Here is a 22049-nt window from a genome sequence, read left to right as displayed (position 1 = left end):
CGATCGCGATGGAAGACGGCCTGCGTTTCGCCATCCGCGAAGGCGGCCGCACCGTCGGCGCCGGCGTCGTCTCGAAAATCATCGAGTAATCCGCGTAAGCGAATATACAAAGAAAGGGCGTCCCTCGGGGCGCCCTTTTTCGTTTTTGCCTAAGCCAACAGTAACGCTAACTTCTTTCGTATTGAGACATTGCAATTAGAAAGAGGTCATAAGATGCACTTTTGGGCGCGTTCAGTTTGTCTTGTCGCAGCGGTTGCTTTCTCATCTACCTCTGCGTCCTCACAACAGATTGCGGATCGGATCTATTTGGGCGGGCCAATTGTAACGATGAACGATACGGCTCCGTCCGCCGAAGCTGTCGCAGTCAAAGACGGGCGCATTCTTGCGGTTGGGTCGCTATCTGACTTGTCGGCGCATCAGGGTGAGGAAACCGAAACTTATGATCTGGAAGGGCGCGCGATGCTTCCGGGTTTCGTTGATAGCCACGGACATGTCGTCATGGGCGGCTTGCAGGCACTGTCCGCTAACCTTCTTGCGCCACCGGACGGGGATGTCATTGATATCGCCAGTCTGCAATCCACGCTGACTGACTGGGCCGAGGAGAATGCGCAAGCCGTTGAGCAGGTCAAAATGATCATCGGCTTTGGTTACGACAATGCTCAATTAAGGGAACTCCGTCACCCAACACGACAAGAGCTGGACATTGTGTCTGAGGACTTGCCGGTCGTCATTATTCATCAGTCTGGGCATATAGGTGTCGCAAACTCGAAAGCTTTGGAATTGGCTGGTATAACGGCGGCTTCCGAAGCACCTCCGGGCGGGGTGATCCAACGCGATGAGGCCGGAGAGCCAAACGGTGTTCTGGAGGAGTACGCGTTCTTTTCTGTTCTCGTTCCCTTGCTGGGAAATCTGGGTGAAGAGGGTCTGGCAGCATTTGCCCGAGCTGGAACCGACCTTTGGGCAAAGTTTGGATATACGACCGGGCAGGAAGGCCGATCATCAGGTCAGATTGTCGAGGTTCTCAGGAAAGTTGCTGCGGAAGAAGCTCTTCCAATCGATGTAGTAGCCTTCCCGGATGTTCTTGAGTCGAAAGAGTTTATTGGTGATAACACTTCGAAAAGCTACGAAAACAGGGTTCGGGTCGGGGGCTGTAAACTTACAATTGATGGCTCGCCGCAAGGTTTCACCGCTTTAAGGGATAGACCCTATTACGATCCGGTTGGGAACTATGCCGCCGGCTACGCAGGATACGCAGCCATCACGATGGAGCAACTCCAGGACGCGGTGAATTGGTGTTACGACAACGATTTCCAAATCCTCGTGCATTCCAACGGTGAAGGGGCATCTGACATGCTGATTGCTGCACTCGAAGAGGCACAGATCAAGTATGGCGATCCCGGCAACCGCCCCGTTCTGATTCACGGTCAGTTTCTTCGCGAGGATCAAGTCGCAAGCCTTAAGCGCCTTGGTGTGTTTCCGTCGCTCTTTCCGATGCATACGTTCTATTGGGGCGATTGGCACCGGGATCATACTGTCGGGCCGATAAATGCGGAAAATATTTCGCCGACAGGATGGCTGCACGAGCGTGGCATGATGTTCGGCACGCATCACGATGCGCCGGTCGCCTTTCCAGATAGCATGCGTGTACTTGCGGCTACGGTCACGCGTCGCACGCGGTCAGGTGACATTCTGGGGCCGCATCAGAGGGTCGATGTCATGACGGCATTGAAGGCAATGACGATCTGGCCTGCATGGCAGCATTTTGAGGAAGATGAGAAGGGCTCGATTGAGGTCGGCAAAGTGGCGGATTTTGTGATCCTGTCGGATGATCCCACGGCAGTCGATCCGGAGACTCTGGCTGAACTTGAGGTGCTGGTGACTGTCAAAGGGGATGAGGTTGTCTATGAAGCTGAGGAGGGCGTCAGAGAGGGCAATTTGCAATTCTCGCCATTTTCAAATGACCCTGTGACTGCTCATCTTTTCCTGCACGCGGTTTATCAAGGCATGAAGGTAGAAGATCCTTGGTTAGCGAGGAATTAGGTTAAGTTTTGATTGAAACAGACCGAAAATGGAGCCGAGGTGGACATGCGTATGGTTCGGCGTTGAGCTAATGGCACCGATCGCGATGGAAAACGGTCTGCGCTTCGCGATCCGCGAAGGCGGCGGCACCGTCGGCGCCGGTGTGGTATCGAAAATCATCGAGAAAGGCGCGCTTGTCGCACCTGGTTGCGGCAGGCGATTTTCCATGGAAAAATCTGCCGAGAGCAACTCAGTGAGGAAATCAAGAAGGCCGTCCCTCGGGGCGGCCTTTTTCTTGTAATCAGCTTCTGAAGTTGAAATAGACTTTTGTATGGCGAGTAGAGATCAGCTTTATGCAAAGTTCGGAATTACTGCGGAAACGGCACAGCTATTCGAGACTGCGCTCGGAACTGTTGTGTTGGCGAGCAAGGGACATAACAACAATTGGTACAGCGAACAGGACCCAAATGCGGCCGCAAGGGCTCTAGAAGTTATTGAATGCAGCACGTTGGGCAGAGTCCTGGAAATGCTAAAACAAGAATTGCGGTTTGAAGACGATCTAATCATCAAACAGTTCAAACGAGGCTTGGTCGCAAGAAACAAACTTTTTCACGGGTTTTTTGAGCGTCATAACTATAAGATTCAGTCCGAAGTGGGGCGGGATGATATGGTCGCTGACTTAGAAGAGTTGCATGAAGAGCTTTTTCAGTGCTGGAGGGTGGCTGATAGTCTCGCGAGTGCGCTTGCGGAAGAACTCATCACTGAAGAGCAGATTAAGAAGCACACTTCAGGTGAAAGTCCAATCAAATAGGCCTTGCCAAATCCCACCAACCCCACTAATACGCGCGAGTTCTCATCAAGAACATCAAGGCGGGATGATTCCCGCCTTTTGGGTTCGAAGAGGGTTGGCGATGCGCGTCTGTCCTCCTCTCAACCTCAACGCCTAAAAAAGGCTGTTAATATGCAAAGCCAAAACATCCGTATTCGGCTGAAGGCATTTGACTATCGCGTTTTGGATGCCAGCACGCAAGAGATCGTCAACACTGCCAAGCGGACCGGCGCGAACGTGCGCGGCCCGATCCCGCTGCCGAACAAGATTGAGAAGTTCACGGTTCTCCGTGGCCCTCACGTTGACAAGAAATCCCGCGACCAGTTCGAGATCCGTACGCACAAGCGTCTCTTGGACATCGTTGATCCGACCCCCCAGACCGTTGACGCGCTGATGAAGCTCGACCTCGCTGCTGGTGTGGACGTCGAGATCAAGCTGCAGTCGTAAGATCGGAGGGTATAGATTATGCGCTCTGGTATTATCGCAAAAAAAGTTGGCATGACCCGCCTGTTCATGGAAGACGGCAAGCAGATCCCTGTGACCGTTCTTCACCTGGACAACCTGCAGGTCGTTGCACAGCGGACCGCTGACAAAGACGGCTACACCGCCGTTCAGCTGGGTGCCGGTGCCGCCAAGGCAAAACGCACCTCGAAGGCCATGCGCGGTCACTACGCCGCTGCAAAGGTCGAGCCCAAGCGTAAGCTGGCCGAGTTCCGCGTCTCCGAAGATGGCCTGATTGATGTGGGCGCCGAGATTTCGGCAGAACACTTCCTGGAAGGTCAGAAAGTTGACGTTTCGGGTACTTCGATCGGTAAAGGCTTTGCCGGTGCGATGAAGCGTTGGAACTTCGGTGGTCTGCGCGCCTCGCACGGTGTTTCGATCAGCCACCGTTCGCACGGTTCGACCGGTCAGTGTCAGGATCCGGGCAAGGTGTTCAAAGGCAAGAAGATGGCCGGTCACATGGGTGCTGCCCGTGTTACCACTCAGAACCTGGAGGTTGTCAAAACCGACGCCGACCGTGGTCTGGTCTTCATCAAAGGCGCCGTTCCCGGACCGAAATCGGGCTGGGTCACTGTCAAGGACGCCGTCAAGAAGAAAGCACCGGAAGGCCTGCCTTTCCCGGCTGCTGTGAAATCGGCTGCAACCGAAGCACCTGCGGAAGAAGCTCCCGCGGAAGGTGGTGAAGCATGAAACTTGATGTAATCAAACTGGACGGCGGCAAGGCCGGCAACATCGAGCTGGATGCAGACCTGTTCGGTCTCGAGCCGCGCGCGGACATCCTGCACCGTGTGGTCCGTTGGCAGCGCAACAACGCGCAAGCTGGCACCCACAAGGTCAAGACCCGCTCGGAAACCAGCTACTCGACCAAGAAGATCTATCGCCAGAAGGGCACCGGTGGCGCACGCCATGGTGACCGTAACGCGCCGATCTTCCGTGGTGGTGGCATCTACAAAGGCCCCGTCGTGCGTTCGCACGGCCACGACCTGCCTAAGAAGTTCCGCAAGCTTGGCCTGCGCCACGCTCTGTCGGCAAAAGCCAAGGCAGGTGAGCTGGTTGTGATCGAGAGTGCCGAAGCCGAAGGCAAGACCGCCGCTCTGGCCAAACAGGTTGCAAACCTGGGCTGGAAACGTGCTCTGGTCATCGACGGCGCGACCGTGAACGAAGGGTTCCTGAAAGCGTCCAAGAACATCGAAGGTCTGGATATCCTGCCGTCGATGGGCGCAAACGTCTATGACATCCTCAAGCGTGACACTCTGGTGCTCACCAAAGCGGCTGTCGAAGCACTGGAGGCTCGTCTGAAATGAGCGCGAAGGCAGAACACTACGACGTGATCCGCAAGCCGATCATCACTGAAAAGTCGACCATGGCGTCCGAAAACGGCGCGGTTGTCTTTGAAGTGGCGATCGATAGCAACAAGCCGCAGATCAAAGAGGCCGTTGAGGCTCTGTTTGGTGTGAAGGTCAAAGCGGTGAACACCACCGTGACCAAAGGCAAGGTCAAGCGGTTCCGCGGCCAGCTGGGCCGTCGCAAAGACGTCAAAAAAGCATATGTGACCCTGGAAGAGGGGAACACCATCGACGTGAGCACCGGTCTTTGATCCGACGCTTACTGCGACTATTCACGGCCCCGGCGGTTCAACCCGCCGGGGCCGATTTCGTTTCAGACCCTGAAACTGCGCGTGCGCAGGTGTTGGAGAAGATGCGGGCTTTCAGCGCCGAGCCCTATTTTCAGATCGCCGATGAAAAGCTGGGGCTTTTGTCGGTTTTCGACGATCTGAAATACGACCGGGCGGATGTGGACATGATCTCTCCGGCGATGCGCAATCATGTGGTCGATAAGCTTGGTCCGCTGGGGTTTCGCCAGACCTCGGGTACGGTGTTGGAACACGTCGAGGCCGAGATGCGTGTGCACATCCCCAAGTTCCACGCCCTCGGTGCGTCGCCCTTCGACATCACGCGCTATACTGAGAAACGCCCGCAGGATTACTGTCTCCTTACGCCCACACAGGTGGCCTGCCAGTACGTGGATCACTACGTGCTGGACGAAGCGGTGCAGCGGATCGAGGCGTTAATTACGAAGCACCCTATCAACCTGCTCAAACTGGCGGATTATCTGGAAGGGAAACCCAAGCACCGCGCATTTCGCGAGGTTTTGGGTCATATCAAACTCAAGCAACGTATCGCGGTAGAGTCTGAGCCGCTCTGCAGAAGGCGGTCGTTGGGGTAAGAGTTGCGTTGACTCATCAGAAACGCGTCAGAAGCACGTGCAACCCTGGAAGAGAGACCACACATCGATATATCCGGCGGTCCGTGATTGGACGCGTCTTTGGGGAGAGGTAAGTGGCGTGCTCATGGGGGTTGTTCTTACGCGGCGACACAAAAATTTGAGCACTAAACTCTCATATTTTGCACAATTCGCTTGCTATGTCGCGCGGGTAGTCTATCCGGCTTCCAACAAGCAAAAGACATGGCAGGCGCATGACCGAAACCTCTCTCTCGACCCGGGAAAACCCGGATAGAACTGCCGCGCGGGATTGGGTTTCGACGCTTGCCAAATACCGCGAACCTAATCAATGGCGCAGTTCCTTTGAGCTGGGTGTCAGCATTATCCCATTCGTTGTGCTTTGGGCGCTGTCCTGGATGGCATTATCCATCAGCTACTGGCTGGCATTTGCCATTGCGGTCCTGAATGCGGCCTTCCTGCTGCGCCTGTTTGCGATCCAACACGATTGCGGGCACGGGGCGTTCTTCAAGAACCGGACAGTCAGCGACTGGGTTGGACGGGTGATCGGGGTGCTGACCCTTACACCTTATGATGTCTGGCGCCGCACTCATTCTTACCATCACAACAGTTCGGGTAACTTGGACAAGCGGGGAATGGGGGATATCCACACGCTGACAGTGGCTGAGTACCAATCCAAGTCTCCCATGAACCGGTTCTGGTATCGCGTTTACCGCAATCCGGTCACACTGTTCGTACTTGGTCCCGGCTATTTGTTCCTGCTCCAAAACCGTCTGCCCTTGGGTTTAACTGGTAGCGCTCGGTTCTGGGTCAGCGCGATGGGCACCAATATAGCTATTCTGACCGCACTTTTTGCTGTCTACTACTATGGCGGCTTGATGCCGGTCCTACTGATTTTTCTGCCCTCAACCCTGATTGCGGCAACTGCAGGAGTATGGCTGTTTTATGTTCAGCACCAATTCGAAGAAACGCATTGGGAATCGGACAAGGATTGGCAGTTGCACGAGGCGGCCCTGCACGGAAGCTCGCATTATGTTCTGCCGCCGGTGCTACAGTGGTTCAGTGCCAATATCGGCATCCACCACGTGCACCATCTGTACAGCCGCATTCCGTTCTACCGCCTGACCGAAGTGCTGCGCGATCACGACGAGTTGGCAAACAGCAACAGGATGACCATTCGTGAGAGCATTGCCAACGCGCGGTTGCACCTGTGGGACGAAAAACACCGCCGCCTGTTGTCCTTCGCCGAGGTTCGCGCATTGTATCAGTGAGTGGCAAGTTACCTGAGCTCTTCCGGCCGAATAAGTAATACCCACTGATCGCGCGACTTGCGAAATTGAAACCTGGGGCAAATGTTGCGGTGACTTTTTCTTTGGTTTCCATAAGAATCTTGGGCCGCACCCTATAGACACCCATCCCCAACACTGCTACACGCTCCCAATCTTGCGGCCTCGGATTCGTTCCGGGGCCTCTGATATTTGTAACCGGGGACCTTCGGGGCCCTATACCCTTGGCACCTACGGGGGCCTATCACATAGCGGGGAAATCCCTGCACTTGCTAAACGGAAGACAGAAAGCATGGCACTCAAGTCGTACAAGCCGACGACGCCGGGCCAGCGCGGGCTGGTGCTGATCGACCGTTCGGAGCTTTGGAAAGGACGTCCGGTCAAGTCTCTCACTGAGGGTTTGACCAAATCGGGCGGCCGGAACAACACCGGACGGATCACTTCACGCCGCCGCGGCGGTGGCGCAAAGCGTCTCTACCGGATCGTTGACTTCAAACGGAACAAATTTGATGTCGCGGCAACCGTCGAGCGGATCGAATATGACCCGAACCGGACCGCATTCATCGCACTGGTAAAATACGAAGACGGCGAGCAGGCATATATCCTGGCTCCGCAGCGTCTGGCTGTTGGTGACAAAGTCGTGGCATCCGCCAAGGCCGACATCAAGCCGGGCAACGCAATGCCGTTCTCGGGCATGCCCATTGGTACCATCGTCCACAACATCGAGATGAAGCCTGGCAAAGGCGGTCAGATCGCACGTGCGGCCGGTACTTACGCTCAGTTCGTTGGTCGCGATGGCGGCTACGCTCAGATCCGTCTGAGCTCGGGCGAGCTGCGCATGGTCCGTCAGGAATGCATGGCCACCGTTGGTGCCGTGTCCAACCCCGACAACAGCAACCAAAACCTCGGTAAAGCCGGTCGTATGCGCCACAAGGGCGTTCGTCCGTCGGTTCGTGGTGTTGCAATGAACCCGATCGACCACCCGCACGGTGGTGGTGAAGGTCGTACCTCGGGTGGCCGTACGCCGGTTACTCCGTGGGGTAAGGACACCAAGGGTAAGCGTACCCGCAACAAGAACAAAGCGTCCCAGAAGCTGATCATCCGCTCACGGCACGCCAAGAAGAAGGGACGTTAATCTATGTCTCGCTCTGTTTGGAAGGGTCCTTTCGTCGATGCTTACGTGCTGAAAAAAGCCGAAGCAGCGCGCGAGTCGGGCCGCAACGAAGTCATCAAGATTTGGTCGCGTCGTTCCACCATTCTGCCCCAGTTCGTGGGTCTGACCTTTGGTGTGTACAACGGCCATAAGCATATCCCCGTCAACGTCTCGGAAGACATGATCGGTCAGAAGTTCGGTGAATACTCGCCGACTCGTACCTATTACGGTCACGCCGCTGACAAAAAAGCGAAGCGGAAGTAAGTCATGGGCAAGGAAAAGAACCCCCGCCGCGTGGCTGAAAACGAAGCAATGGCGAAAACGCGCATGCTCCGTACTAGCCCGCAGAAACTGAACCTGGTTGCGCAGATGATCCGCGGCAAGAAAGTTGAGAAGGCTCTGACTGACCTGACTTTCTCGAACAAGCGTGTCGCGCAGGACGTCAAGAAGTGCCTGCAGTCTGCAATCGCCAACGCCGAGAACAACCACAACCTGGATGTCGACGAACTGATCGTCGCCGAAGCCTGGGTTGGCAAGAACCTGGTCATGAAGCGCGGTCGTCCGCGTGCCCGTGGCCGTTTCGGCAAGATCATGAAGCCGTTCTCGGAGATCACCATCAAGGTGCGTCAAGTTGAGGAGCAAGCCTAATGGGACATAAAGTCAATCCGATCGGCATGCGCCTTCAGGTCAACCGCACCTGGGACAGCCGCTGGTACGCCGACACCAAGGACTACGGTGATCTTCTGCTGGAAGACCTCAAGATCCGTGAGTTCATCAACAAAGAGTGCAAGCAGGCCGGTGTTGCCCGTGTGATCATCGAACGTCCGCACAAGAAGTGCCGCGTCACGATCCACACTGCACGTCCCGGTGTCATCATCGGCAAGAAAGGTGCAGACATCGAAGTTCTGCGCAAAAAGCTTGCTCGCATGACCGACAGCGAACTGCACCTGAACATCGTCGAAGTGCGCAAGCCCGAGCTTGACGCGCAGCTGGTTGCCGAGTCCATCGCTCAGCAGCTGGAGCGCCGCGTCTCGTTCCGCCGCGCGATGAAGCGGTCTGTTCAGAACGCCATGCGCATGGGCGCCCTGGGTATCCGGGTGAACGTCGCTGGTCGTCTGGGCGGTGCCGAAATCGCACGGACCGAGTGGTACCGCGAAGGCCGCGTGCCTCTGCACACCCTGCGTGCCGACATCGATTACGCACATGCCGAAGCGATGACTCCTTACGGGATCATCGGGATCAAGGTCTGGATCTTCAAAGGTGAGATCATGGAGCACGATCCGCAGGCACGTGACCGTAAAGCACAGGAACTCCAGGATGGTCCGGCACCTCGCGGTGCAGGCGGCCGTCGCTAAGGAGGATTTGAGATGCTTCAACCAAAGCGTACTAAATTCCGCAAGATGCACAAAGGCCGGATCAAGGGGCTCGCCAAAGGCGGTTCCGATCTGAACTTTGGCACCTACGGTCTGAAAGCACTGCAGCCCGAGCGCGTCACCGCACGCCAGATCGAAGCTGCACGTCGTGCCATGACCCGTCACATGAAACGTCAGGGCCGCGTTTGGATCCGGATCTTCCCGGATACTCCCGTGACCTCGAAGCCGACCGAAGTCCGTATGGGTAAAGGTAAAGGCTCCGTTGACTTCTGGGCAGCTAAAGTAAAGCCCGGTCGTGTGATGTTCGAGATCGACGGCGTCAATGACGACATCGCGCGCGAGGCCCTGCGCCTGGCTGCGATGAAGCTGCCGATCAAGACCCGCGTTGTGGTCCGCGAAGACTGGTAAGCGATTGGGGCTATGGCCTCGCTCGTCACAAGATTTACCCTCGTCGGGAAACCGGCGGGGGTTTTCTTTTGGCTCGGCAGCCCGTGATTTCGTGGGTCCTGAAAAACGTCGACCTCCAGCCACCCCGCCTCTAGGCTAACTTGCAGGAATGGGAGGGCCCTATGGTTCAGCTGCGCAAAAAGATGCTCATTAAGGAAGTCATAACCACCGACCAGTTGGGCCAGCCTTGTGATCCGATCAGTCGGGTTGCAGCGCTGGCGGTGATGCAGAACCCTCTGGCCGGGCACTTCTCGGACGATCTTTCAGAGTTGTTCGAGACCGGCGCCATTCTGGGTTCGGAACTCGCCGCTGAGGCAGTTTCTCAGCTTGATGGGCCGCCGGTTTCGTACGGCAAAGCCGCGATTGTCGGCATGAACGGCGATCTTGAGCAGGGCGGGGCGGTGATCCACCCCAAACTCGGTGCGCCCATGCGCGCTGCGGTGGGCGGAGGTGAGGCGGTGATACCGTCCAACGCCAAGCTGGGCGCGCCGGGTTGCGCGATTGATCTTCCGCTGGGGCACAAGGACAATCCGTGGTCGTTCGATCATTTCGACACGATGACGCTGAACATCCCAGATGCGCCGAAACCGGATGAGATCGTGCTGTGCCTCGCCTATGCCGACGGAGGTCGCCCGATACCGCGCTGTGGCAAAGGGCCCATCGAGACCTAAGCGGCTGGTCTTGCTGAGAGGGCTGGGGTATGCCCGGCCCATGGCACAAATTGAATCACTCTTCGTCACACGACTCTATCGCGCAGCCCTGTCCGAGTTCGATCCCAGGATCGACTCGGAGGAATTGGAAAGTTCATGCTTCGTCATTGCTGAAGATGATGAGGCCGGGCAGGACTGGTGTGAAGCGAACGCATATCCCGGCTACACCAGTTATGCTTCGCTGACCGATTTGCCTTGGCGATTTCCGATATTTGCCGATCTTGTCAAAGTGCTGGATCAGCACGTCGCTGCTTTTGCCAAGGATTTGGAGTTTGATCTGGACGACCGTGCGTTGAAGCTTGAGGATCTGTGGATCAACATTCTGCCAGAGGGCGGGATGCATGCCAGTCACCTGCACCCTCACAGTGTCATTTCGGGCACGACCTATGTGTCCATGCCGGAAGGGGCCAGTGCACTGAAACTGGAAGACCCACGTTCGGGCCGTATGATGGCCGCCCCGACGAGGCTGAAAGGCGGGCGTCGGGAATTACAGCCTTTCATCTACGTGAAGCCGCAGGTGGGCGACGTCCTGCTGTGGGAAAGCTGGCTGCGCCACGAGGTGCCGATGAATATGGCCGAGGACGAGCGGATTTCTGTTAGCTTCAACTATAAATGGGAGTGAAGCGTCTTAAAGCGTCAAGGTGAAAGCGCTCCAGTTACTTCGTCGGAGGATACTATGACCAAAACAGCTCTCGTCACAGGCGCATCATCCGGAATTGGCCGGGAATTGGCACGTTATCATGCGTCGCGAGGCGGTAATCTGATCATCAGTGCGCGACGCGGAGATGCGTTAGATGCCCTCAGATCAGAGCTTGAGGCAGCCCACGATGTTACTGTCACTGCGATTCCGCTTGATCTGGGTGCTGTTGGAGGCGCGGAAAAACTTTATGAGGCCGTCAAGTGCAAAGACCTGACGGTCGACTACCTGATCAACAATGCTGGATTCGGAGGGCATGGGGCTTTTTTGGATCGCCGCCTTTCGGACGATCTGGATATGATCCGGCTGAACGTCGAAGCCCTTGTATCTTTGTGCCATCTGTTCGGCACGGATATGATCAGTGGCGGTGGCGGAAAGATACTGAATGTCAGTTCGACTGCGGCGCATATGCCGGGTCCATTGCAGGCGACCTATTTTGCCACCAAGGCCTATGTCTCGAGTTTCAGTCAGGCGCTCGCGGAGGAGCTGAAAGACAAAGGCGTCACTGTGACGGCGCTGGAGCCGGGCTATGTCGTGACCGAATTTGCTGCTGCTGCAAATCTTGAGGGCACGAAGCTTGTTGCCCAAAAAGGGGCGACCGCTGAGGCCGTGGCCAAAGTCGGCTATGACGCCATGATCGATGGAAAGCTCACGGTGATCAACGATAAGTCGCTCGCGTTTGTGCTGGATTGGGTCATGCCGTTGCTGCCGCGACGCGCGCGCCTGAAAATGGTTCGGAAAATGCAGGAGAAGGGTGCCTGAGCACTTGGCCGCGTTTGTCGGGATCCAGAAAGGTCGCGGCAGTGATCTGCTGCCCGGTTTCAGAGGGCGGCGGTAATTTGGAAACAGGTAGTTTCATCTGCCCGAAAACAGTTTGAAACTTTTCCTTGCCACCCACCCTCTAAACCCTTATACGGCGGCATCCTGCGATCTCCCGGCGTTGCCGGGCGATTCGTATGTCTATCATTCATCCACCAGGTCAAAGGTGACCCTGTAAGGGGGCCTTCTGGTGTTTTGAGCAAAGGAAAAAGGCGATGAACGCCCAAGAACTGCGTGACAAGACCCCGGACCAGCTCCGCGAGGAACTGGCCAACCTGAAGAAAGAAAGCTTTAACCTGCGCTTTCAACAGGCAACCGGTCAGCTGGAAAACACAGCCGGCATCAAAGCGGCCCGCCGCAATGCTGCCCGTGTCAAAACCATTCTGAACGAAAAGGCCGCTGCTGCGGCATCCGAGGAGTAATCAGATGCCCAAGCGTATCCTGCAAGGCACCGTGACCAGCGACGCCAACGAACAGACCGTAACCGTATCCGTCGAGCGCCGCTTTACGCATCCGGTTCTGAAGAAAACCATCCGTAAGTCCAAGAAATACCGGGCTCACGATGAAAAGAACGCCTTCAAGGTCGGTGACACTGTACGCATCATCGAATGCGCGCCGAAATCGAAGACGAAACGTTGGGAGGTTCTGGAGGCGTAAGCCCCCAGGACTTTTCATTTGTCGAAACCCTGGGGGATTTAACGAGACCAGCCCCCACAGGTCGGGAGAAACCACATGATCCAGATGCAGACCAATCTGGATGTCGCTGACAACTCCGGCGCACGCCGAGTTCAGTGCATCAAGGTCCTGGGTGGTTCCAAGCGTAAATACGCCTCCGTAGGCGACATCATTGTCGTCTCGGTGAAGGAAGCCATCCCGCGCGGCCGCGTGAAGAAAGGGGACGTCCGCAAGGCCGTCGTCGTACGCACCGCCAAGGAAGTCCGTCGTGAAGACGGCACCGCGATCCGTTTCGATCGCAACGCCGCCGTCATCCTGAACAACAACAACGAGCCCGTAGGTACCCGTATCTTTGGCCCCGTTGTTCGTGAACTGCGCGGCAAGAACTTCATGAAAATCATCTCGCTGGCTCCGGAGGTGCTGTAATCATGGCTGCTAAACTCCGCAAAGGCGACAAGGTCGTCGTGCTGGCCGGCAAGGACAAGGGCAAAGAGGGAACTATCACCTCGGTTGACCCTAAAGCCGGTAAAGCTGTTGTCGATGGCATCAACATCGCCATCCGCCACACCCGTCAGTCGCAAACCTCGCAAGGTGGTCGCCTGCCTCAGGCAAACCCGATCGAGCTGTCGAACCTGGCACTGCTGGACAAAAACGGCAAAGCAACCCGCGTTGGCTTCCGCATGGAAGGCGACAAGAAGGTGCGCTTCGCCAAGACCACAGGGGACGTGATCGATGCTTGATAACGCAACCTACACCCCGCGTCTGAAAGCTCAGTACGCCGAAACCATCCGTGCCGCTCTGAAAGAAGAGTTCGGCTACAAGAACGACATGCAGCTGCCCAAGCTGGAAAAAATCGTTCTGAACATCGGTTGTGGTGCTGAGGCCGTCAAAGACTCGAAAAAAGCGAAAGCTGCTGTCGAAGATCTGACTGCGATTGCTGGCCAGAAGGCCGTTGCAACCAAGGCGAAGAAGTCGATCGCGGGTTTCCGCGTCCGTGAAGACATGCCGCTGGGTGCGAAAGTGACCCTGCGCGGCGACCGGATGTACGAATTCCTGGATCGTCTGATCACCATCGCGATGCCTCGCGTTCGTGACTTCCGCGGTGTGAAGCCGTCTTTCGATGGTCGTGGCAACTTTGCCATGGGCATGAAAGAGCACATCGTGTTCCCGGAAATCGACTTCGACAAGGTCGACGAGGTCTGGGGCCTGGATATCGTAATTGCCACCACAGCGAAAACCGACGCTGAAGCAAAGGCATTGTTGAAAGCATTCAACATGCCGTTCAACGCGTAAGCGCCGGGAGGATTGAGACATGGCTAAAAAAGCAATGATCGAACGCGAGAAGAAGCGCGAACGCCTGGTGGCCAAATATGCCGCAAAGCGTGCCGAGCTGAAAGAAATCGCGAATGACGAGAGCAAGCCGATGGAAGAGCGTTTCAAAGCGCGTCTGAAACTGGCGAAACTGCCGCGCAACAGCTCGGCTACCCGTCTGCACAACCGTTGTCAGCTGACCGGTCGTCCCCACGCTTACTACCGTAAGCTGAAGGTCAGCCGTATCGCGCTGCGCGAGCTGGGTTCTGCTGGTCAGATCCCCGGCATGGTGAAATCGAGCTGGTAAGGGAGACATAGATATGAATGATCCTATCGGCGATATGCTCACCCGTATCCGCAACGCGCAAATGCGCGGCAAGTCCACCGTTTCCACCCCGGCTTCCAAGCTGCGCGGCTGGGTTCTGGACGTGCTGGCGGACGAAGGTTACATCCGTGGCTACGAAGCGACGACCGGTGAAAACGGTCATCCGGCCATCGAAATCAGCCTGAAATACTACGAAGGCACCCCTGTTATTCGCGAACTCAAGCGGGTTTCCAAGCCTGGCCGTCGCGTCTACATGGGCGTCAATGACATCCCGCAGGTCCGTCAGGGTCTGGGTGTGTCGATTGTCAGCACTCCGAAAGGTGTGATGTCGGATGCAAACGCTCGCTCCAACAATGTTGGCGGCGAAGTGCTCTGCACCGTCTTCTAAGGAGGTCTGCAATGTCTCGTATTGGTAAAAAACCGGTCGAGCTGCCCAGCGGCGTTACCGCCTCTGTGTCGGGTCAGACCATCGAAGTGAAAGGTCCGAAAGGCACCCGTAGCTTCACCGCCACCGACGACGTTACGTTGTCGGTTGAAGACAACGTGGTCAAGATCGATCCCCGTGGCATGTCCAAGCGTGCGCGTCAGCAGTGGGGCATGAGCCGCACCATGGTCGCCAATCTTGTTGAAGGCGTAACAAACGGCTTCAAAAAAGAGCTGGAGATCCAGGGTGTTGGTTACCGGGCTCAGATGCAGGGCAATACCCTGAAGCTGAACCTAGGCTACAGCCACGATGTTGATTTCACTGCTCCGGAAGGTGTCACCATCACCGCACCGAAGCAGACCGAGATTGTTGTGGAAGGTATCGACCAGCAGCAGGTGGGCGAAGTCGCGGCCAAAATCCGCGAATGGCGCCGTCCCGAGCCGTACAAAGGCAAGGGCATCCGCTATAAGGGCGAGTTCATCTTCCGCAAGGAAGGCAAGAAGAAGTAAGGACGCAGACAATGGCAAACAGCAAAAGAACCCTGTTTCTGAAGCGCCGCCTGCGCGTTCGGAACAAACTTCGCAAGGTCAACGCGGGTCGTCCGCGTCTGTCAGTACACCGTTCGAACAAGAACATCTCTGTTCAGCTGATCGACGACGTACGTGGCGTGACCCTGGCCGCAGCCTCGACCCTGGAAAAGGATCTGGGCGTTTTGGGCAAGAACAACGTCGAAGCGGCCACCAAAGTGGGCGCGGCCATCGCCGAGCGTGCCAAAAAGGCGGGCGTCGAAGAGGCCTATTTCGATCGTGGCGGCTTCCTGTTCCACGGCAAGGTGAAGGCTCTGGCCGACGCCGCGCGTGAAGGTGGTCTGAAGATCTAAGACTTGCGGGCAGCTTTGCGGCTGCCCCGATGATCCGGGGGCCTCGGCGACAGTCGGGGCTCACTTGGATTGAACTAAACGGCGCCGCATGCGCCACATGAGAAAAGGGATGCCAAATGGCAGAACGTGAAAACCGTCGGGGCCGTGGCCGCGACCGTGAAGAAGCACCGGAATTTGCAGATCGTCTGGTCGCAATCAACCGTGTGTCGAAAACCGTAAAAGGTGGTAAGCGCTTTGGCTTCGCCGCTCTGGTGGTTGTCGGCGATCAGAAAGGCCGCGTCGGCTTTGGCAAAGGTAAAGCGAAAGAAGTACCTGAAGCCATCCGTAAGGCGACTGAACAAGCCAAGCGTCAGATGATCCGCGTGCAACTGCGCGAAGGTCGTACTCTGCACCACGATATCGAGGGGCGTCACGGCGCTGGTAAAGTGGTTATGCGCACCGCACCTGAAGGTACCGGTATCATCGCCGGTGGTCCGATGCGTGCTGTGTTCGAAATGCTGGGCGTTAAGGACGTTGTGTCCAAGTCGCTGGGCTCGCAGAACCCGTACAACATGATCCGCGCCACCATCAACGGCCTGCAGAAAGAGCAGAGCCCGCGTTCGGTTGCCGCACGTCGTGGCAAAAAGGTTGCGGACATCCTGCCCAAGCGGGACGAAGCACCGGCTGCTGCCGAAGCAGAAGCGTAAGGAGAGCGAACAATGGCAAAAACCATCGTCGTCAAGCAGATCGGCTCCCCGATCCGCCGCCCCGCCGAACAGCGCGCAACCCTGATCGGCCTGGGCCTGAACAAGATGAACCGCACCCGCGAGTTGGAGGACACTCCTTCGGTCCGCGGCATGGTCAACAAGATCCCGCATCTGGTTGAGATCATCGAAGAGCGCGGCTAAGCGCAGTCTTTTTTTGAGAATTGAAAGGCCCTCGAAAACTCGGGGGCCTTTTTTCGTGTTTGCGATTATGTTTGTCTGCTGCGAGCCCAACGCAGCTATAAAACATGAGCGCGTTTGCGGTGAAGTGTTACCCCTCCGGAGTGTACCAAATGGGCGAAGTATAAGCCCGTTCTTGTGTGGATGTAGGTACTTCTTCAGGTAGTTCGTCGCCGAACCGAATAGCTTCGTAAACCGTCCATCGCGGCGTGGGGATTTCCAGCACGCGCGCGTAGTAAAAGGCTTTTTGTCCCGGATCAAACTCGGGATCAGACCAGACGGTTATCAATTCCGGCGATCCGATTGAATTCGTGAACGTGCCGGTTTCGACGTCCACGGTATTGCCGACAGGCGGTAGCTTGCCATCGGCACCGATATCCCGATCGCCGGACCAGACGACATCAAAAACCTTTTCTTGTGTCTCACCGGCTTCTGTTAGCCAGCCCTTGACTATCTGAATACGATCCAGATTACCCGAGTACGGATCCTTGAGTGCAGCGACGAGAAAATTCGGCGCAAAGGCATCACCGGGCGCTTCCGGTAGATCTGCCCCCATCGGTACGCCTTTGCCATACCCAATCTCCGCAGGAAGCCGCGATTGAGCATCGTGTTCTTCGAAATCCCATCCCCCGAAGAAACGTACCGTGATCCGACTACCCGTTGTACCATATACTTCCTTGCGTTCCATCGCGTCGAAAATAGATGCTCGCGTATTTTCCTTGGCCCAAACCGCCGCATAACCAGAGGCAGCCATCTGCCAGCCCAGAATTCTGGTCGCTTCAAACTCGCCGACAACATGCTGCCAGCGCCCAGGCTCAGGTTCCACGCCTGAGTGCTTACCAAAAAAGTTATCTTCCTGAGCTGTCGCCAAGGCCGTGTGACTGTCTGTGGATCCCACGACACCGAACTTGTAAGGGTTGGTCCCAAGCTGCGTCTCAAGCTTCAATCCATTTTTTAAAGCCTCGCGAGCATACTCGTACTGCAACATCCAGTCTTCTTTGGGGACAGGGCCCAGGTTTGCGACGTCCCATGTTTCGTAATCTGCAAACTCGTCATTTGGGCTCAGGAACGGGTGGGCCTCGCCGTCGCCTTTGATCTGAGTAATCTCATACAGTGGCTCCCATTTGGCGCGTCTTTCCGCGTAATCTCCTGTGAGCGGTTCGCCGGTATCGGGGTTTGTCTCGACAGGAAACATCAAACCATTGGAAACATTTCCGTTGTGCGCCAATGCAAGGACGCGCCCGCCTGTCGTTTCTTCGTATCTTTCCATCCAATCCCACAGATCTTCAGGATTGAAAGTCTCGGCAGTCGTAAACGGCAACATTTGCCGCGCGCGAATTTTGTCGTCCCTATAGATGACATTACGGTGCAAGTTGTTACCACCCTCTGTCGACGTCCATTCGTAGCCGATAAACGCGGTGAACGATCCCGGTTGATCATAGGCATCTGCAGTTTCCGTAAAGTCATCCCAAACCGACTGTACAAAACGACGGTCCGCAATAGCCTCCGGCAAAGCTTCACCGGTAATTCCGGCGAAAGTTTCGATAACCTCCATTGTCGCTCCAAGAGCCACATTGCCTCCTTGGTTCAACCTGTCGTTCCAATCGCGTAAAGTTGGGTCGCCCATCAAAGTTGCGTTCCCCGCGACGATCTCGTTCATCGCCCCCATCGCGTCTGAATGGTCTGAAACAACGAGCCAATCGAGCGGGCGAGACAACTTCGCCCGTAGGCCGTGAGAAGTAGTTACTTCTTCTCCTCGTGCAAACCGAAACGCGTCTGAAGGCGAAAGAAGTACACCAAACGCACGCGCGTCAAGTGAGAGCGATGTATGCAAGTGGGTGTCGCCCCAAAGAGGTCTAGTTGGAAAGTCACGTCCCGCATAAGGCGAAAACGCATCTGATGCAGGGGCATGTATGTCGGCCTCCGAGATGGTCATTTCACCAACTTGCCCACCCTGGGCGGTTTCTTGTGCCCACGCAGAGGTAGATGACATACAAAGCCAAATAAATAAGGTCGCACTGAAAGGAATTTTCATGGCTATATTCCCTGCTAATCAGACTATAGCTTATGCGACCATTCTCATATGCTTGCTATCAACCTCGTTTTTGTTTCCGCGAGGAGCATCTGTGCTTGATCGAATTTGTGTGTAACTACTCGAATCCGTCGCCGCAGCTTAGTCTCGTATACCGCGAAATCAAACAGCCGCTTTGCCTGCTGAGCGGACACTCGGTGCATTCAGAGTAGCAGGTGGACCTTGTATTGCCATTCACAAAACGCATACCGGCTAGACCAAAACACGCGTTGTTAGCGTTATCGTCCGCGCCTATCTCACACCTGTCCAATGAAGGAACAAATCAAGTGACATCGGGGAATACGCCCCGACATTCGAAAGGAACAATGATATGGCACATACAGCTACACTGACACATGAGGGCTTCAACCTGAGCGCCCGTATTGCGAACTTCATTGAGCGCGTGAAAGAAAACCGCGCCCGGGCGACGGAATATAACCGCACCTATACCGAGCTTCAGCGCCTGACCAACCGCGAACTGGATGATATCGGTATTCGTCGCTGCGATATCGCGGATATCGCGCGCGAACACGCCTACTGTGGGTAACACCCCAACCACTCACCGTTGAAGAGGCGCCTATACGGCGCCTCTTTTGGTATTGGGGATGTGATTGAACAAGCCTTGCAACCGAGGCCGCAACGCTGTAGAGCGCTCCGGTGGATTTCCATCCACGAGAATCAAAACCAAGAAACGCCGTGGTTGACCCATCACGCTTCGGGGTCACATCCGGCTTAGGAGAAGCGATATGAAACTGCATGAATTGCGCGACAATCCTGGCGCCGCACCTAAACGCACCCGCGTTGGCCGTGGTCCCGGTTCTGGCAAAGGTAAAATGGGTGGCCGTGGTATCAAAGGCCAGAAATCCCGTTCGGGTGTGGCCATCAATGGCTACGAAGGCGGCCAGATGCCGCTGTACCAGCGCCTGCCCAAGCGTGGCTTCAATAAGCCGAACCGCAAGGCATTCGCCGTTATCAATCTGGGCCTGATCCAGAAATTCGTCGACGCCGGCAAGCTGGACGCCAAGGCTGCGATCACCGAGGACGCTCTGGTTGCGTCGGGTCTGGTCCGCCGCAAGCTGGACGGTGTCCGCGTTCTGGCCAAAGGTGAAATCACCGCCAAAGTGAACCTGGAAGTCACCGGTGCTTCGAAATCTGCTGTTGAAGCGGTTGAGAAAGCGGGCGGCTCACTGACGGTCACAAAAGCTGCTGCGGCAGAGTAAGCGCTTGTGAGCGGGCGCAGACCCGCTTACATAGACCTCAGAGTTTTCCAAGACGCCGCCCGAGCCGGAAAACGGTTCCGGGCGGTGTTTTCATAAGAGAGACCGATTTATGGTATCAGCAGCAGAACAAATGGCAGCCAACACAAGCTGGGCTGCTTTGGGCAAAGCCACCGATCTGCGCAACCGCATCCTGTTCACGCTGGGTTTGTTGATCGTCTATCGTCTGGGCACCTTCATTCCGGTCCCTGGTATCGACGGGCAAGCCCTGCGTGAGTTCATGGAGCAAGCGGGGCAGGGCATCGGCGGCATGGTTTCGATGTTCACCGGCGGGGCGCTGGGGCGGATGGGTATCTTTGCCCTCGGCATCATGCCCTATATCTCAGCCTCGATCATCGTGCAGCTGCTGACATCGATGGTTCCCGCGCTCGAACAGCTCAAGAAAGAGGGCGAGCAAGGGCGCAAGAAGATCAACCAATACACCCGTTTCGGTACCGTGGCTCTGGCCACCGTTCAGGCTTATGGTCTGGCGGTTTCGTTGGAATCGGGCGATCTTGCGACTGATCCGGGCCTGTTCTTCCGCATGTCGACCATGATCACTCTGGTCGGTGGTACCATGTTCCTGATGTGGCTGGGCGAGCAGATCACTGCACGCGGCATCGGCAACGGTATCTCTCTGATCATCTTCGTCGGCATCATTGCCGAGGTTCCGGCCGCGTTGGCGCAGTTCTTTGCCAGTGGACGCAGCGGTGCGATCAGCCCTGCCGTGATCGTTGGTGTGATCATCATGGTCATCGCCGTGATCACCTTTGTGGTGTTCATGGAGCGGGCCCTGCGCAAGATCCATATCCAATACCCGCGCCGTCAGGCTGGTATGAAAGTCTACGAAGGCGGCTCCAGCCACCTGCCGGTCAAAGTGAACCCGGCGGGTGTGATCCCTGCGATCTTTGCAAGCTCCTTGCTGCTGTTGCCGGTGACAATCTCGACTTTCTCGTCGGGTGCCACAAATGGCCCGGTCATGTCATGGCTGCTGGCCAACTTCGGCCCCGGACAGCCGCTTTATCTGCTGTTCTTCGCTTCGATGATCGTGTTCTTCGCCTATTTCTACACGTTCAACGTGTCGTTCAAGCCGGACGATGTGGCGGACAACCTGAAAAAGCAGAACGGTTTTGTACCGGGTATCCGTCCGGGCAAGAAAACCGCCGAGTATCTGGAATACGTGGTCAACCGCGTGCTGGTTCTGGGTTCGGCCTATCTGGCGGCCGTTTGTCTGCTGCCTGAAATCCTGCGGGGCCAGTTTGCTATCCCGTTCTATTTCGGCGGCACCTCGGTTCTGATTATCGTCTCTGTGACCATGGACACTATCCAACAGGTCCAGAGCCACCTGCTGGCGCATCAATACGAAGGGCTGATTGAAAAGTCCCAGCTGCGCGGCAAAGGCAAGAAACGCGGCAGAAAGGGAGCTGCTCGTCGATGAACATCATTCTTCTCGGCCCCCCGGGGGCAGGCAAAGGAACGCAGGCGCGTCACCTGGTTGAAACCCGCGGTATGGTGCAGCTGAGCACCGGAGACATGTTGCGTGAGGCCAAAACCTCGGGCACGGAAATGGGCCAGAAGGTTGCTGCGATCATGGACGCGGGCAAGCTGGTCACCGATGAGATCGTGATCGGCCTGATAGAAGAAAAGCTGACCACCGAAAAAGGTGCCGGTTTCATCTTTGACGGCTTCCCTCGGACGCTGGCACAGGCCGACGCGCTGTCGGCTCTGCTGACCAAGCTGGGCCAGTCGCTGCATACGGTGATCGAGATGCGTGTGGACGATGAGGCGCTGGTGGAGCGGATCACGGCGCGGTCAACCTGCGGCGGATGTGGTGAGGTCTATAACGACAACACCAAACCGATTCCTGCGGATGGCAAATGCACCAATTGCGGCAAGGAAAATGACTTTGTTCGTCGCGCCGACGACAACGAAGACAGCCTGCGCACGCGGTTGATGGAATACTACAAGAAGACTTCACCGCTGATTGGTTACTATTACGCCAAAGGCGATCTGCGCCCGGTGAATGGGCTTGCGGATATCAAGGAAGTTACGGCGTCGATTGAGGCGGTTCTCGGCTAAGAATTGTCATTGCGATACTTGACCTGCGAC

The 22049-nt window shown here is 56.3% G+C and carries 33 protein-coding genes and 1 pseudogene; 33 read left to right on the top strand and 1 reads right to left on the bottom strand.

Features of this window, described 5'->3' with window-relative positions:
- The 29 genes and pseudogenes from ACR0AY_RS20465 to rpmD form a co-directional block, all read left to right on the top strand.
- Positions 1-89: EF-Tu C-terminal domain-related protein (locus ACR0AY_RS20465; protein ID WP_206020970.1), on the top strand; the 89-nt coding region annotated here is incomplete at its 5' end.
- Between the two features lie 238 nt (positions 90-327).
- Positions 328-2040, top strand: coding sequence for an amidohydrolase (locus ACR0AY_RS20460; protein ID WP_480454532.1), 1713 nt, complete (start codon positions 328-330; stop codon positions 2038-2040).
- Positions 2041-2095: 55 nt separating this feature from the next.
- Positions 2096-2203, top strand: a pseudogene (locus ACR0AY_RS20455) (EF-Tu C-terminal domain-related protein); the annotation flags it as partial.
- Positions 2204-2350: 147 nt separating this feature from the next.
- Positions 2351-2830: a hypothetical protein gene (locus tag ACR0AY_RS20450; protein WP_170515971.1), complete on the top strand. Its 480-nt coding sequence runs from the start codon at positions 2351-2353 to the stop codon at positions 2828-2830.
- A 150-nt stretch (positions 2831-2980) separates the two neighbouring features.
- Positions 2981-3295 (top strand): 30S ribosomal protein S10, encoded by a 315-nt coding sequence (rpsJ, locus tag ACR0AY_RS20445; RefSeq protein WP_008756422.1) that lies wholly within the window; start codon positions 2981-2983, stop codon positions 3293-3295.
- Between the two features lie 18 nt (positions 3296-3313).
- Positions 3314-4039, top strand: coding sequence for a 50S ribosomal protein L3 (gene rplC, locus ACR0AY_RS20440; protein WP_170515968.1), 726 nt, complete (start codon positions 3314-3316; stop codon positions 4037-4039).
- A complete protein-coding gene (rplD, locus tag ACR0AY_RS20435) occupies positions 4036-4653 on the top strand; it encodes a 50S ribosomal protein L4 (RefSeq protein WP_170508772.1) in 618 nt (205 codons plus the stop codon). The genes rplC and rplD overlap by 4 nt, the downstream gene beginning before the upstream one ends.
- Positions 4650-4946, top strand: coding sequence for a 50S ribosomal protein L23 (locus ACR0AY_RS20430; protein WP_008757532.1), 297 nt, complete (start codon positions 4650-4652; stop codon positions 4944-4946). Before rplD ends, ACR0AY_RS20430 begins: the two co-directional genes overlap by 4 nt.
- Positions 4943-5575, top strand: a complete 633-nt coding sequence (locus tag ACR0AY_RS20425; protein ID WP_170515965.1) for a hypothetical protein — start codon at positions 4943-4945, stop codon at positions 5573-5575. Before ACR0AY_RS20430 ends, ACR0AY_RS20425 begins: the two co-directional genes overlap by 4 nt.
- Positions 5576-5826: 251 nt before the next feature.
- Complete coding sequence (locus tag ACR0AY_RS20420; RefSeq protein WP_170515962.1) at positions 5827-6861, top strand: fatty acid desaturase; 1035 nt, start codon at positions 5827-5829, stop codon at positions 6859-6861.
- A 307-nt stretch (positions 6862-7168) separates the two neighbouring features.
- A complete protein-coding gene (gene rplB, locus ACR0AY_RS20415; protein WP_008757664.1) occupies positions 7169-8011 on the top strand; it encodes a 50S ribosomal protein L2 in 843 nt (280 codons plus the stop codon).
- 3 nt (positions 8012-8014) lie between these two features.
- A complete protein-coding gene (gene rpsS, locus ACR0AY_RS20410) occupies positions 8015-8293 on the top strand; it encodes a 30S ribosomal protein S19 (RefSeq protein WP_010437056.1) in 279 nt (92 codons plus the stop codon).
- Positions 8294-8296: 3 nt separating this feature from the next.
- Complete coding sequence (rplV, locus tag ACR0AY_RS20405) at positions 8297-8677, top strand: 50S ribosomal protein L22 (protein ID WP_039538267.1); 381 nt, start codon at positions 8297-8299, stop codon at positions 8675-8677.
- Complete coding sequence (rpsC, locus tag ACR0AY_RS20400; protein ID WP_170515959.1) at positions 8677-9384, top strand: 30S ribosomal protein S3; 708 nt, start codon at positions 8677-8679, stop codon at positions 9382-9384. Before rplV ends, rpsC begins: the two co-directional genes overlap by 1 nt.
- Before the next feature lie 12 nt (positions 9385-9396).
- Positions 9397-9810 (top strand): 50S ribosomal protein L16, encoded by a 414-nt coding sequence (gene rplP / locus ACR0AY_RS20395; RefSeq protein WP_039538270.1) that lies wholly within the window; start codon positions 9397-9399, stop codon positions 9808-9810.
- A 161-nt stretch (positions 9811-9971) separates the two neighbouring features.
- Complete coding sequence (locus ACR0AY_RS20390) at positions 9972-10520, top strand: amino acid synthesis family protein (RefSeq protein WP_170515956.1); 549 nt, start codon at positions 9972-9974, stop codon at positions 10518-10520.
- Positions 10521-10560: 40 nt separating this feature from the next.
- A complete protein-coding gene (locus tag ACR0AY_RS20385; RefSeq protein WP_170515953.1) occupies positions 10561-11181 on the top strand; it encodes a 2OG-Fe(II) oxygenase family protein in 621 nt (206 codons plus the stop codon).
- Between the two features lie 54 nt (positions 11182-11235).
- Positions 11236-12018, top strand: a complete 783-nt coding sequence (locus ACR0AY_RS20380) for an SDR family NAD(P)-dependent oxidoreductase (RefSeq protein WP_170515950.1) — start codon at positions 11236-11238, stop codon at positions 12016-12018.
- Between the two features lie 272 nt (positions 12019-12290).
- A complete protein-coding gene (rpmC, locus tag ACR0AY_RS20375) occupies positions 12291-12497 on the top strand; it encodes a 50S ribosomal protein L29 (protein ID WP_010437082.1) in 207 nt (68 codons plus the stop codon).
- 4 nt (positions 12498-12501) lie between these two features.
- Positions 12502-12732: a 30S ribosomal protein S17 gene (rpsQ, locus tag ACR0AY_RS20370; RefSeq protein WP_068340771.1), complete on the top strand. Its 231-nt coding sequence runs from the start codon at positions 12502-12504 to the stop codon at positions 12730-12732.
- 75 nt (positions 12733-12807) lie between these two features.
- Complete coding sequence (rplN, locus tag ACR0AY_RS20365; protein WP_008757934.1) at positions 12808-13176, top strand: 50S ribosomal protein L14; 369 nt, start codon at positions 12808-12810, stop codon at positions 13174-13176.
- A 2-nt stretch (positions 13177-13178) separates the two neighbouring features.
- Complete coding sequence (gene rplX / locus ACR0AY_RS20360; protein ID WP_010437096.1) at positions 13179-13490, top strand: 50S ribosomal protein L24; 312 nt, start codon at positions 13179-13181, stop codon at positions 13488-13490.
- The gene (gene rplE / locus ACR0AY_RS20355) at positions 13483-14043 is read left to right on the top strand and encodes a 50S ribosomal protein L5 (protein ID WP_170392897.1); all 561 of its coding nucleotides are present in this window, start codon (positions 13483-13485) and stop codon (positions 14041-14043) included. Before rplX ends, rplE begins: the two co-directional genes overlap by 8 nt.
- Positions 14044-14062: 19 nt before the next feature.
- A complete protein-coding gene (gene rpsN, locus ACR0AY_RS20350) occupies positions 14063-14368 on the top strand; it encodes a 30S ribosomal protein S14 (RefSeq protein WP_010437098.1) in 306 nt (101 codons plus the stop codon).
- A 13-nt stretch (positions 14369-14381) separates the two neighbouring features.
- Positions 14382-14774, top strand: coding sequence for a 30S ribosomal protein S8 (rpsH, locus tag ACR0AY_RS20345; protein ID WP_010437099.1), 393 nt, complete (start codon positions 14382-14384; stop codon positions 14772-14774).
- A gap of 11 nt (positions 14775-14785) precedes the next feature.
- A complete protein-coding gene (gene rplF / locus ACR0AY_RS20340; RefSeq protein WP_170392896.1) occupies positions 14786-15319 on the top strand; it encodes a 50S ribosomal protein L6 in 534 nt (177 codons plus the stop codon).
- 11 nt (positions 15320-15330) lie between these two features.
- Entirely contained in the window at positions 15331-15690 is a 360-nt protein-coding gene (gene rplR, locus ACR0AY_RS20335) for a 50S ribosomal protein L18 (protein ID WP_170515947.1), read from the top strand.
- A gap of 116 nt (positions 15691-15806) precedes the next feature.
- Positions 15807-16376 (top strand): 30S ribosomal protein S5, encoded by a 570-nt coding sequence (rpsE, locus tag ACR0AY_RS20330; RefSeq protein WP_155148691.1) that lies wholly within the window; start codon positions 15807-15809, stop codon positions 16374-16376.
- 12 nt (positions 16377-16388) lie between these two features.
- Complete coding sequence (gene rpmD / locus ACR0AY_RS20325) at positions 16389-16577, top strand: 50S ribosomal protein L30 (RefSeq protein ID WP_039538297.1); 189 nt, start codon at positions 16389-16391, stop codon at positions 16575-16577.
- 127 nt (positions 16578-16704) lie between these two features.
- On the opposite strand, the gene ACR0AY_RS20320 is transcribed toward rpmD, so the two are convergent.
- Entirely contained in the window at positions 16705-18648 is a 1944-nt protein-coding gene (locus ACR0AY_RS20320; protein ID WP_170515944.1) for a DUF3604 domain-containing protein, read from the bottom strand.
- Between the two features lie 367 nt (positions 18649-19015).
- On the opposite strand from ACR0AY_RS20320, the gene ACR0AY_RS20315 reads away from it, so the two are divergent.
- The 4 genes from ACR0AY_RS20315 (at position 19016) to ACR0AY_RS20300 (ending at position 22019) form a co-directional block, all read left to right on the top strand.
- Entirely contained in the window at positions 19016-19231 is a 216-nt protein-coding gene (locus ACR0AY_RS20315; protein ID WP_170515941.1) for a DUF1127 domain-containing protein, read from the top strand.
- Positions 19232-19430: 199 nt separating this feature from the next.
- Positions 19431-19904 (top strand): 50S ribosomal protein L15, encoded by a 474-nt coding sequence (rplO, locus tag ACR0AY_RS20310; protein WP_170515937.1) that lies wholly within the window; start codon positions 19431-19433, stop codon positions 19902-19904.
- Positions 19905-20013: 109 nt separating this feature from the next.
- Positions 20014-21378 carry a preprotein translocase subunit SecY gene (secY, locus tag ACR0AY_RS20305; protein ID WP_170515935.1) on the top strand — a complete coding sequence of 455 codons (1365 nt, stop codon included), beginning with the start codon at positions 20014-20016 and terminating at the stop codon, positions 21376-21378.
- Positions 21375-22019 carry an adenylate kinase gene (locus ACR0AY_RS20300; protein WP_170515932.1) on the top strand — a complete coding sequence of 215 codons (645 nt, stop codon included), beginning with the start codon at positions 21375-21377 and terminating at the stop codon, positions 22017-22019. The genes secY and ACR0AY_RS20300 overlap by 4 nt, the downstream gene beginning before the upstream one ends.
- Positions 22020-22049: the final 30 nt, after the last annotated feature.

The sequence above is a fragment of the Ruegeria sp. A5 genome (assembly GCF_056543005.1).
This window is presented reverse-complemented; position numbering and strand designations above follow the sequence as displayed.

Bases quoted from the DNA above. Each gene is read 5' to 3' on its own strand.
- ACR0AY_RS20460 (WP_480454532.1), top strand. From the start codon at position 328: ATGAACGATACGGCTCCGTCCGCCGAAGCTGTCGCAGTCAAAGACGGG.
- ACR0AY_RS20450 (WP_170515971.1), top strand. From the start codon at position 2,351: ATGGCGAGTAGAGATCAGCTTTATGCAAAGTTCGGAATTACTGCGGAA.
- rpsJ (WP_008756422.1), top strand. From the start codon at position 2,981: ATGCAAAGCCAAAACATCCGTATTCGGCTGAAGGCATTTGACTATCGC.
- rplC (WP_170515968.1), top strand. From the start codon at position 3,314: ATGCGCTCTGGTATTATCGCAAAAAAAGTTGGCATGACCCGCCTGTTC.
- rplD (WP_170508772.1), top strand. From the start codon at position 4,036: ATGAAACTTGATGTAATCAAACTGGACGGCGGCAAGGCCGGCAACATC.
- ACR0AY_RS20430 (WP_008757532.1), top strand. From the start codon at position 4,650: ATGAGCGCGAAGGCAGAACACTACGACGTGATCCGCAAGCCGATCATC.
- ACR0AY_RS20420 (WP_170515962.1), top strand. From the start codon at position 5,827: ATGACCGAAACCTCTCTCTCGACCCGGGAAAACCCGGATAGAACTGCC.
- rplB (WP_008757664.1), top strand. From the start codon at position 7,169: ATGGCACTCAAGTCGTACAAGCCGACGACGCCGGGCCAGCGCGGGCTG.
- rpsS (WP_010437056.1), top strand. From the start codon at position 8,015: ATGTCTCGCTCTGTTTGGAAGGGTCCTTTCGTCGATGCTTACGTGCTG.
- rplV (WP_039538267.1), top strand. From the start codon at position 8,297: ATGGGCAAGGAAAAGAACCCCCGCCGCGTGGCTGAAAACGAAGCAATG.
- rpsC (WP_170515959.1), top strand. From the start codon at position 8,677: ATGGGACATAAAGTCAATCCGATCGGCATGCGCCTTCAGGTCAACCGC.
- rplP (WP_039538270.1), top strand. From the start codon at position 9,397: ATGCTTCAACCAAAGCGTACTAAATTCCGCAAGATGCACAAAGGCCGG.
- ACR0AY_RS20390 (WP_170515956.1), top strand. From the start codon at position 9,972: ATGGTTCAGCTGCGCAAAAAGATGCTCATTAAGGAAGTCATAACCACC.
- ACR0AY_RS20385 (WP_170515953.1), top strand. From the start codon at position 10,561: ATGGCACAAATTGAATCACTCTTCGTCACACGACTCTATCGCGCAGCC.
- ACR0AY_RS20380 (WP_170515950.1), top strand. From the start codon at position 11,236: ATGACCAAAACAGCTCTCGTCACAGGCGCATCATCCGGAATTGGCCGG.
- rpmC (WP_010437082.1), top strand. From the start codon at position 12,291: ATGAACGCCCAAGAACTGCGTGACAAGACCCCGGACCAGCTCCGCGAG.
- rpsQ (WP_068340771.1), top strand. From the start codon at position 12,502: ATGCCCAAGCGTATCCTGCAAGGCACCGTGACCAGCGACGCCAACGAA.
- rplN (WP_008757934.1), top strand. From the start codon at position 12,808: ATGATCCAGATGCAGACCAATCTGGATGTCGCTGACAACTCCGGCGCA.
- rplX (WP_010437096.1), top strand. From the start codon at position 13,179: ATGGCTGCTAAACTCCGCAAAGGCGACAAGGTCGTCGTGCTGGCCGGC.
- rplE (WP_170392897.1), top strand. From the start codon at position 13,483: ATGCTTGATAACGCAACCTACACCCCGCGTCTGAAAGCTCAGTACGCC.
- rpsN (WP_010437098.1), top strand. From the start codon at position 14,063: ATGGCTAAAAAAGCAATGATCGAACGCGAGAAGAAGCGCGAACGCCTG.
- rpsH (WP_010437099.1), top strand. From the start codon at position 14,382: ATGAATGATCCTATCGGCGATATGCTCACCCGTATCCGCAACGCGCAA.
- rplF (WP_170392896.1), top strand. From the start codon at position 14,786: ATGTCTCGTATTGGTAAAAAACCGGTCGAGCTGCCCAGCGGCGTTACC.
- rplR (WP_170515947.1), top strand. From the start codon at position 15,331: ATGGCAAACAGCAAAAGAACCCTGTTTCTGAAGCGCCGCCTGCGCGTT.
- rpsE (WP_155148691.1), top strand. From the start codon at position 15,807: ATGGCAGAACGTGAAAACCGTCGGGGCCGTGGCCGCGACCGTGAAGAA.
- rpmD (WP_039538297.1), top strand. From the start codon at position 16,389: ATGGCAAAAACCATCGTCGTCAAGCAGATCGGCTCCCCGATCCGCCGC.
- ACR0AY_RS20320 (WP_170515944.1), bottom strand. From the start codon at position 18,648: ATGAAAATTCCTTTCAGTGCGACCTTATTTATTTGGCTTTGTATGTCA.
- ACR0AY_RS20315 (WP_170515941.1), top strand. From the start codon at position 19,016: ATGGCACATACAGCTACACTGACACATGAGGGCTTCAACCTGAGCGCC.
- rplO (WP_170515937.1), top strand. From the start codon at position 19,431: ATGAAACTGCATGAATTGCGCGACAATCCTGGCGCCGCACCTAAACGC.
- secY (WP_170515935.1), top strand. From the start codon at position 20,014: ATGGTATCAGCAGCAGAACAAATGGCAGCCAACACAAGCTGGGCTGCT.
- ACR0AY_RS20300 (WP_170515932.1), top strand. From the start codon at position 21,375: ATGAACATCATTCTTCTCGGCCCCCCGGGGGCAGGCAAAGGAACGCAG.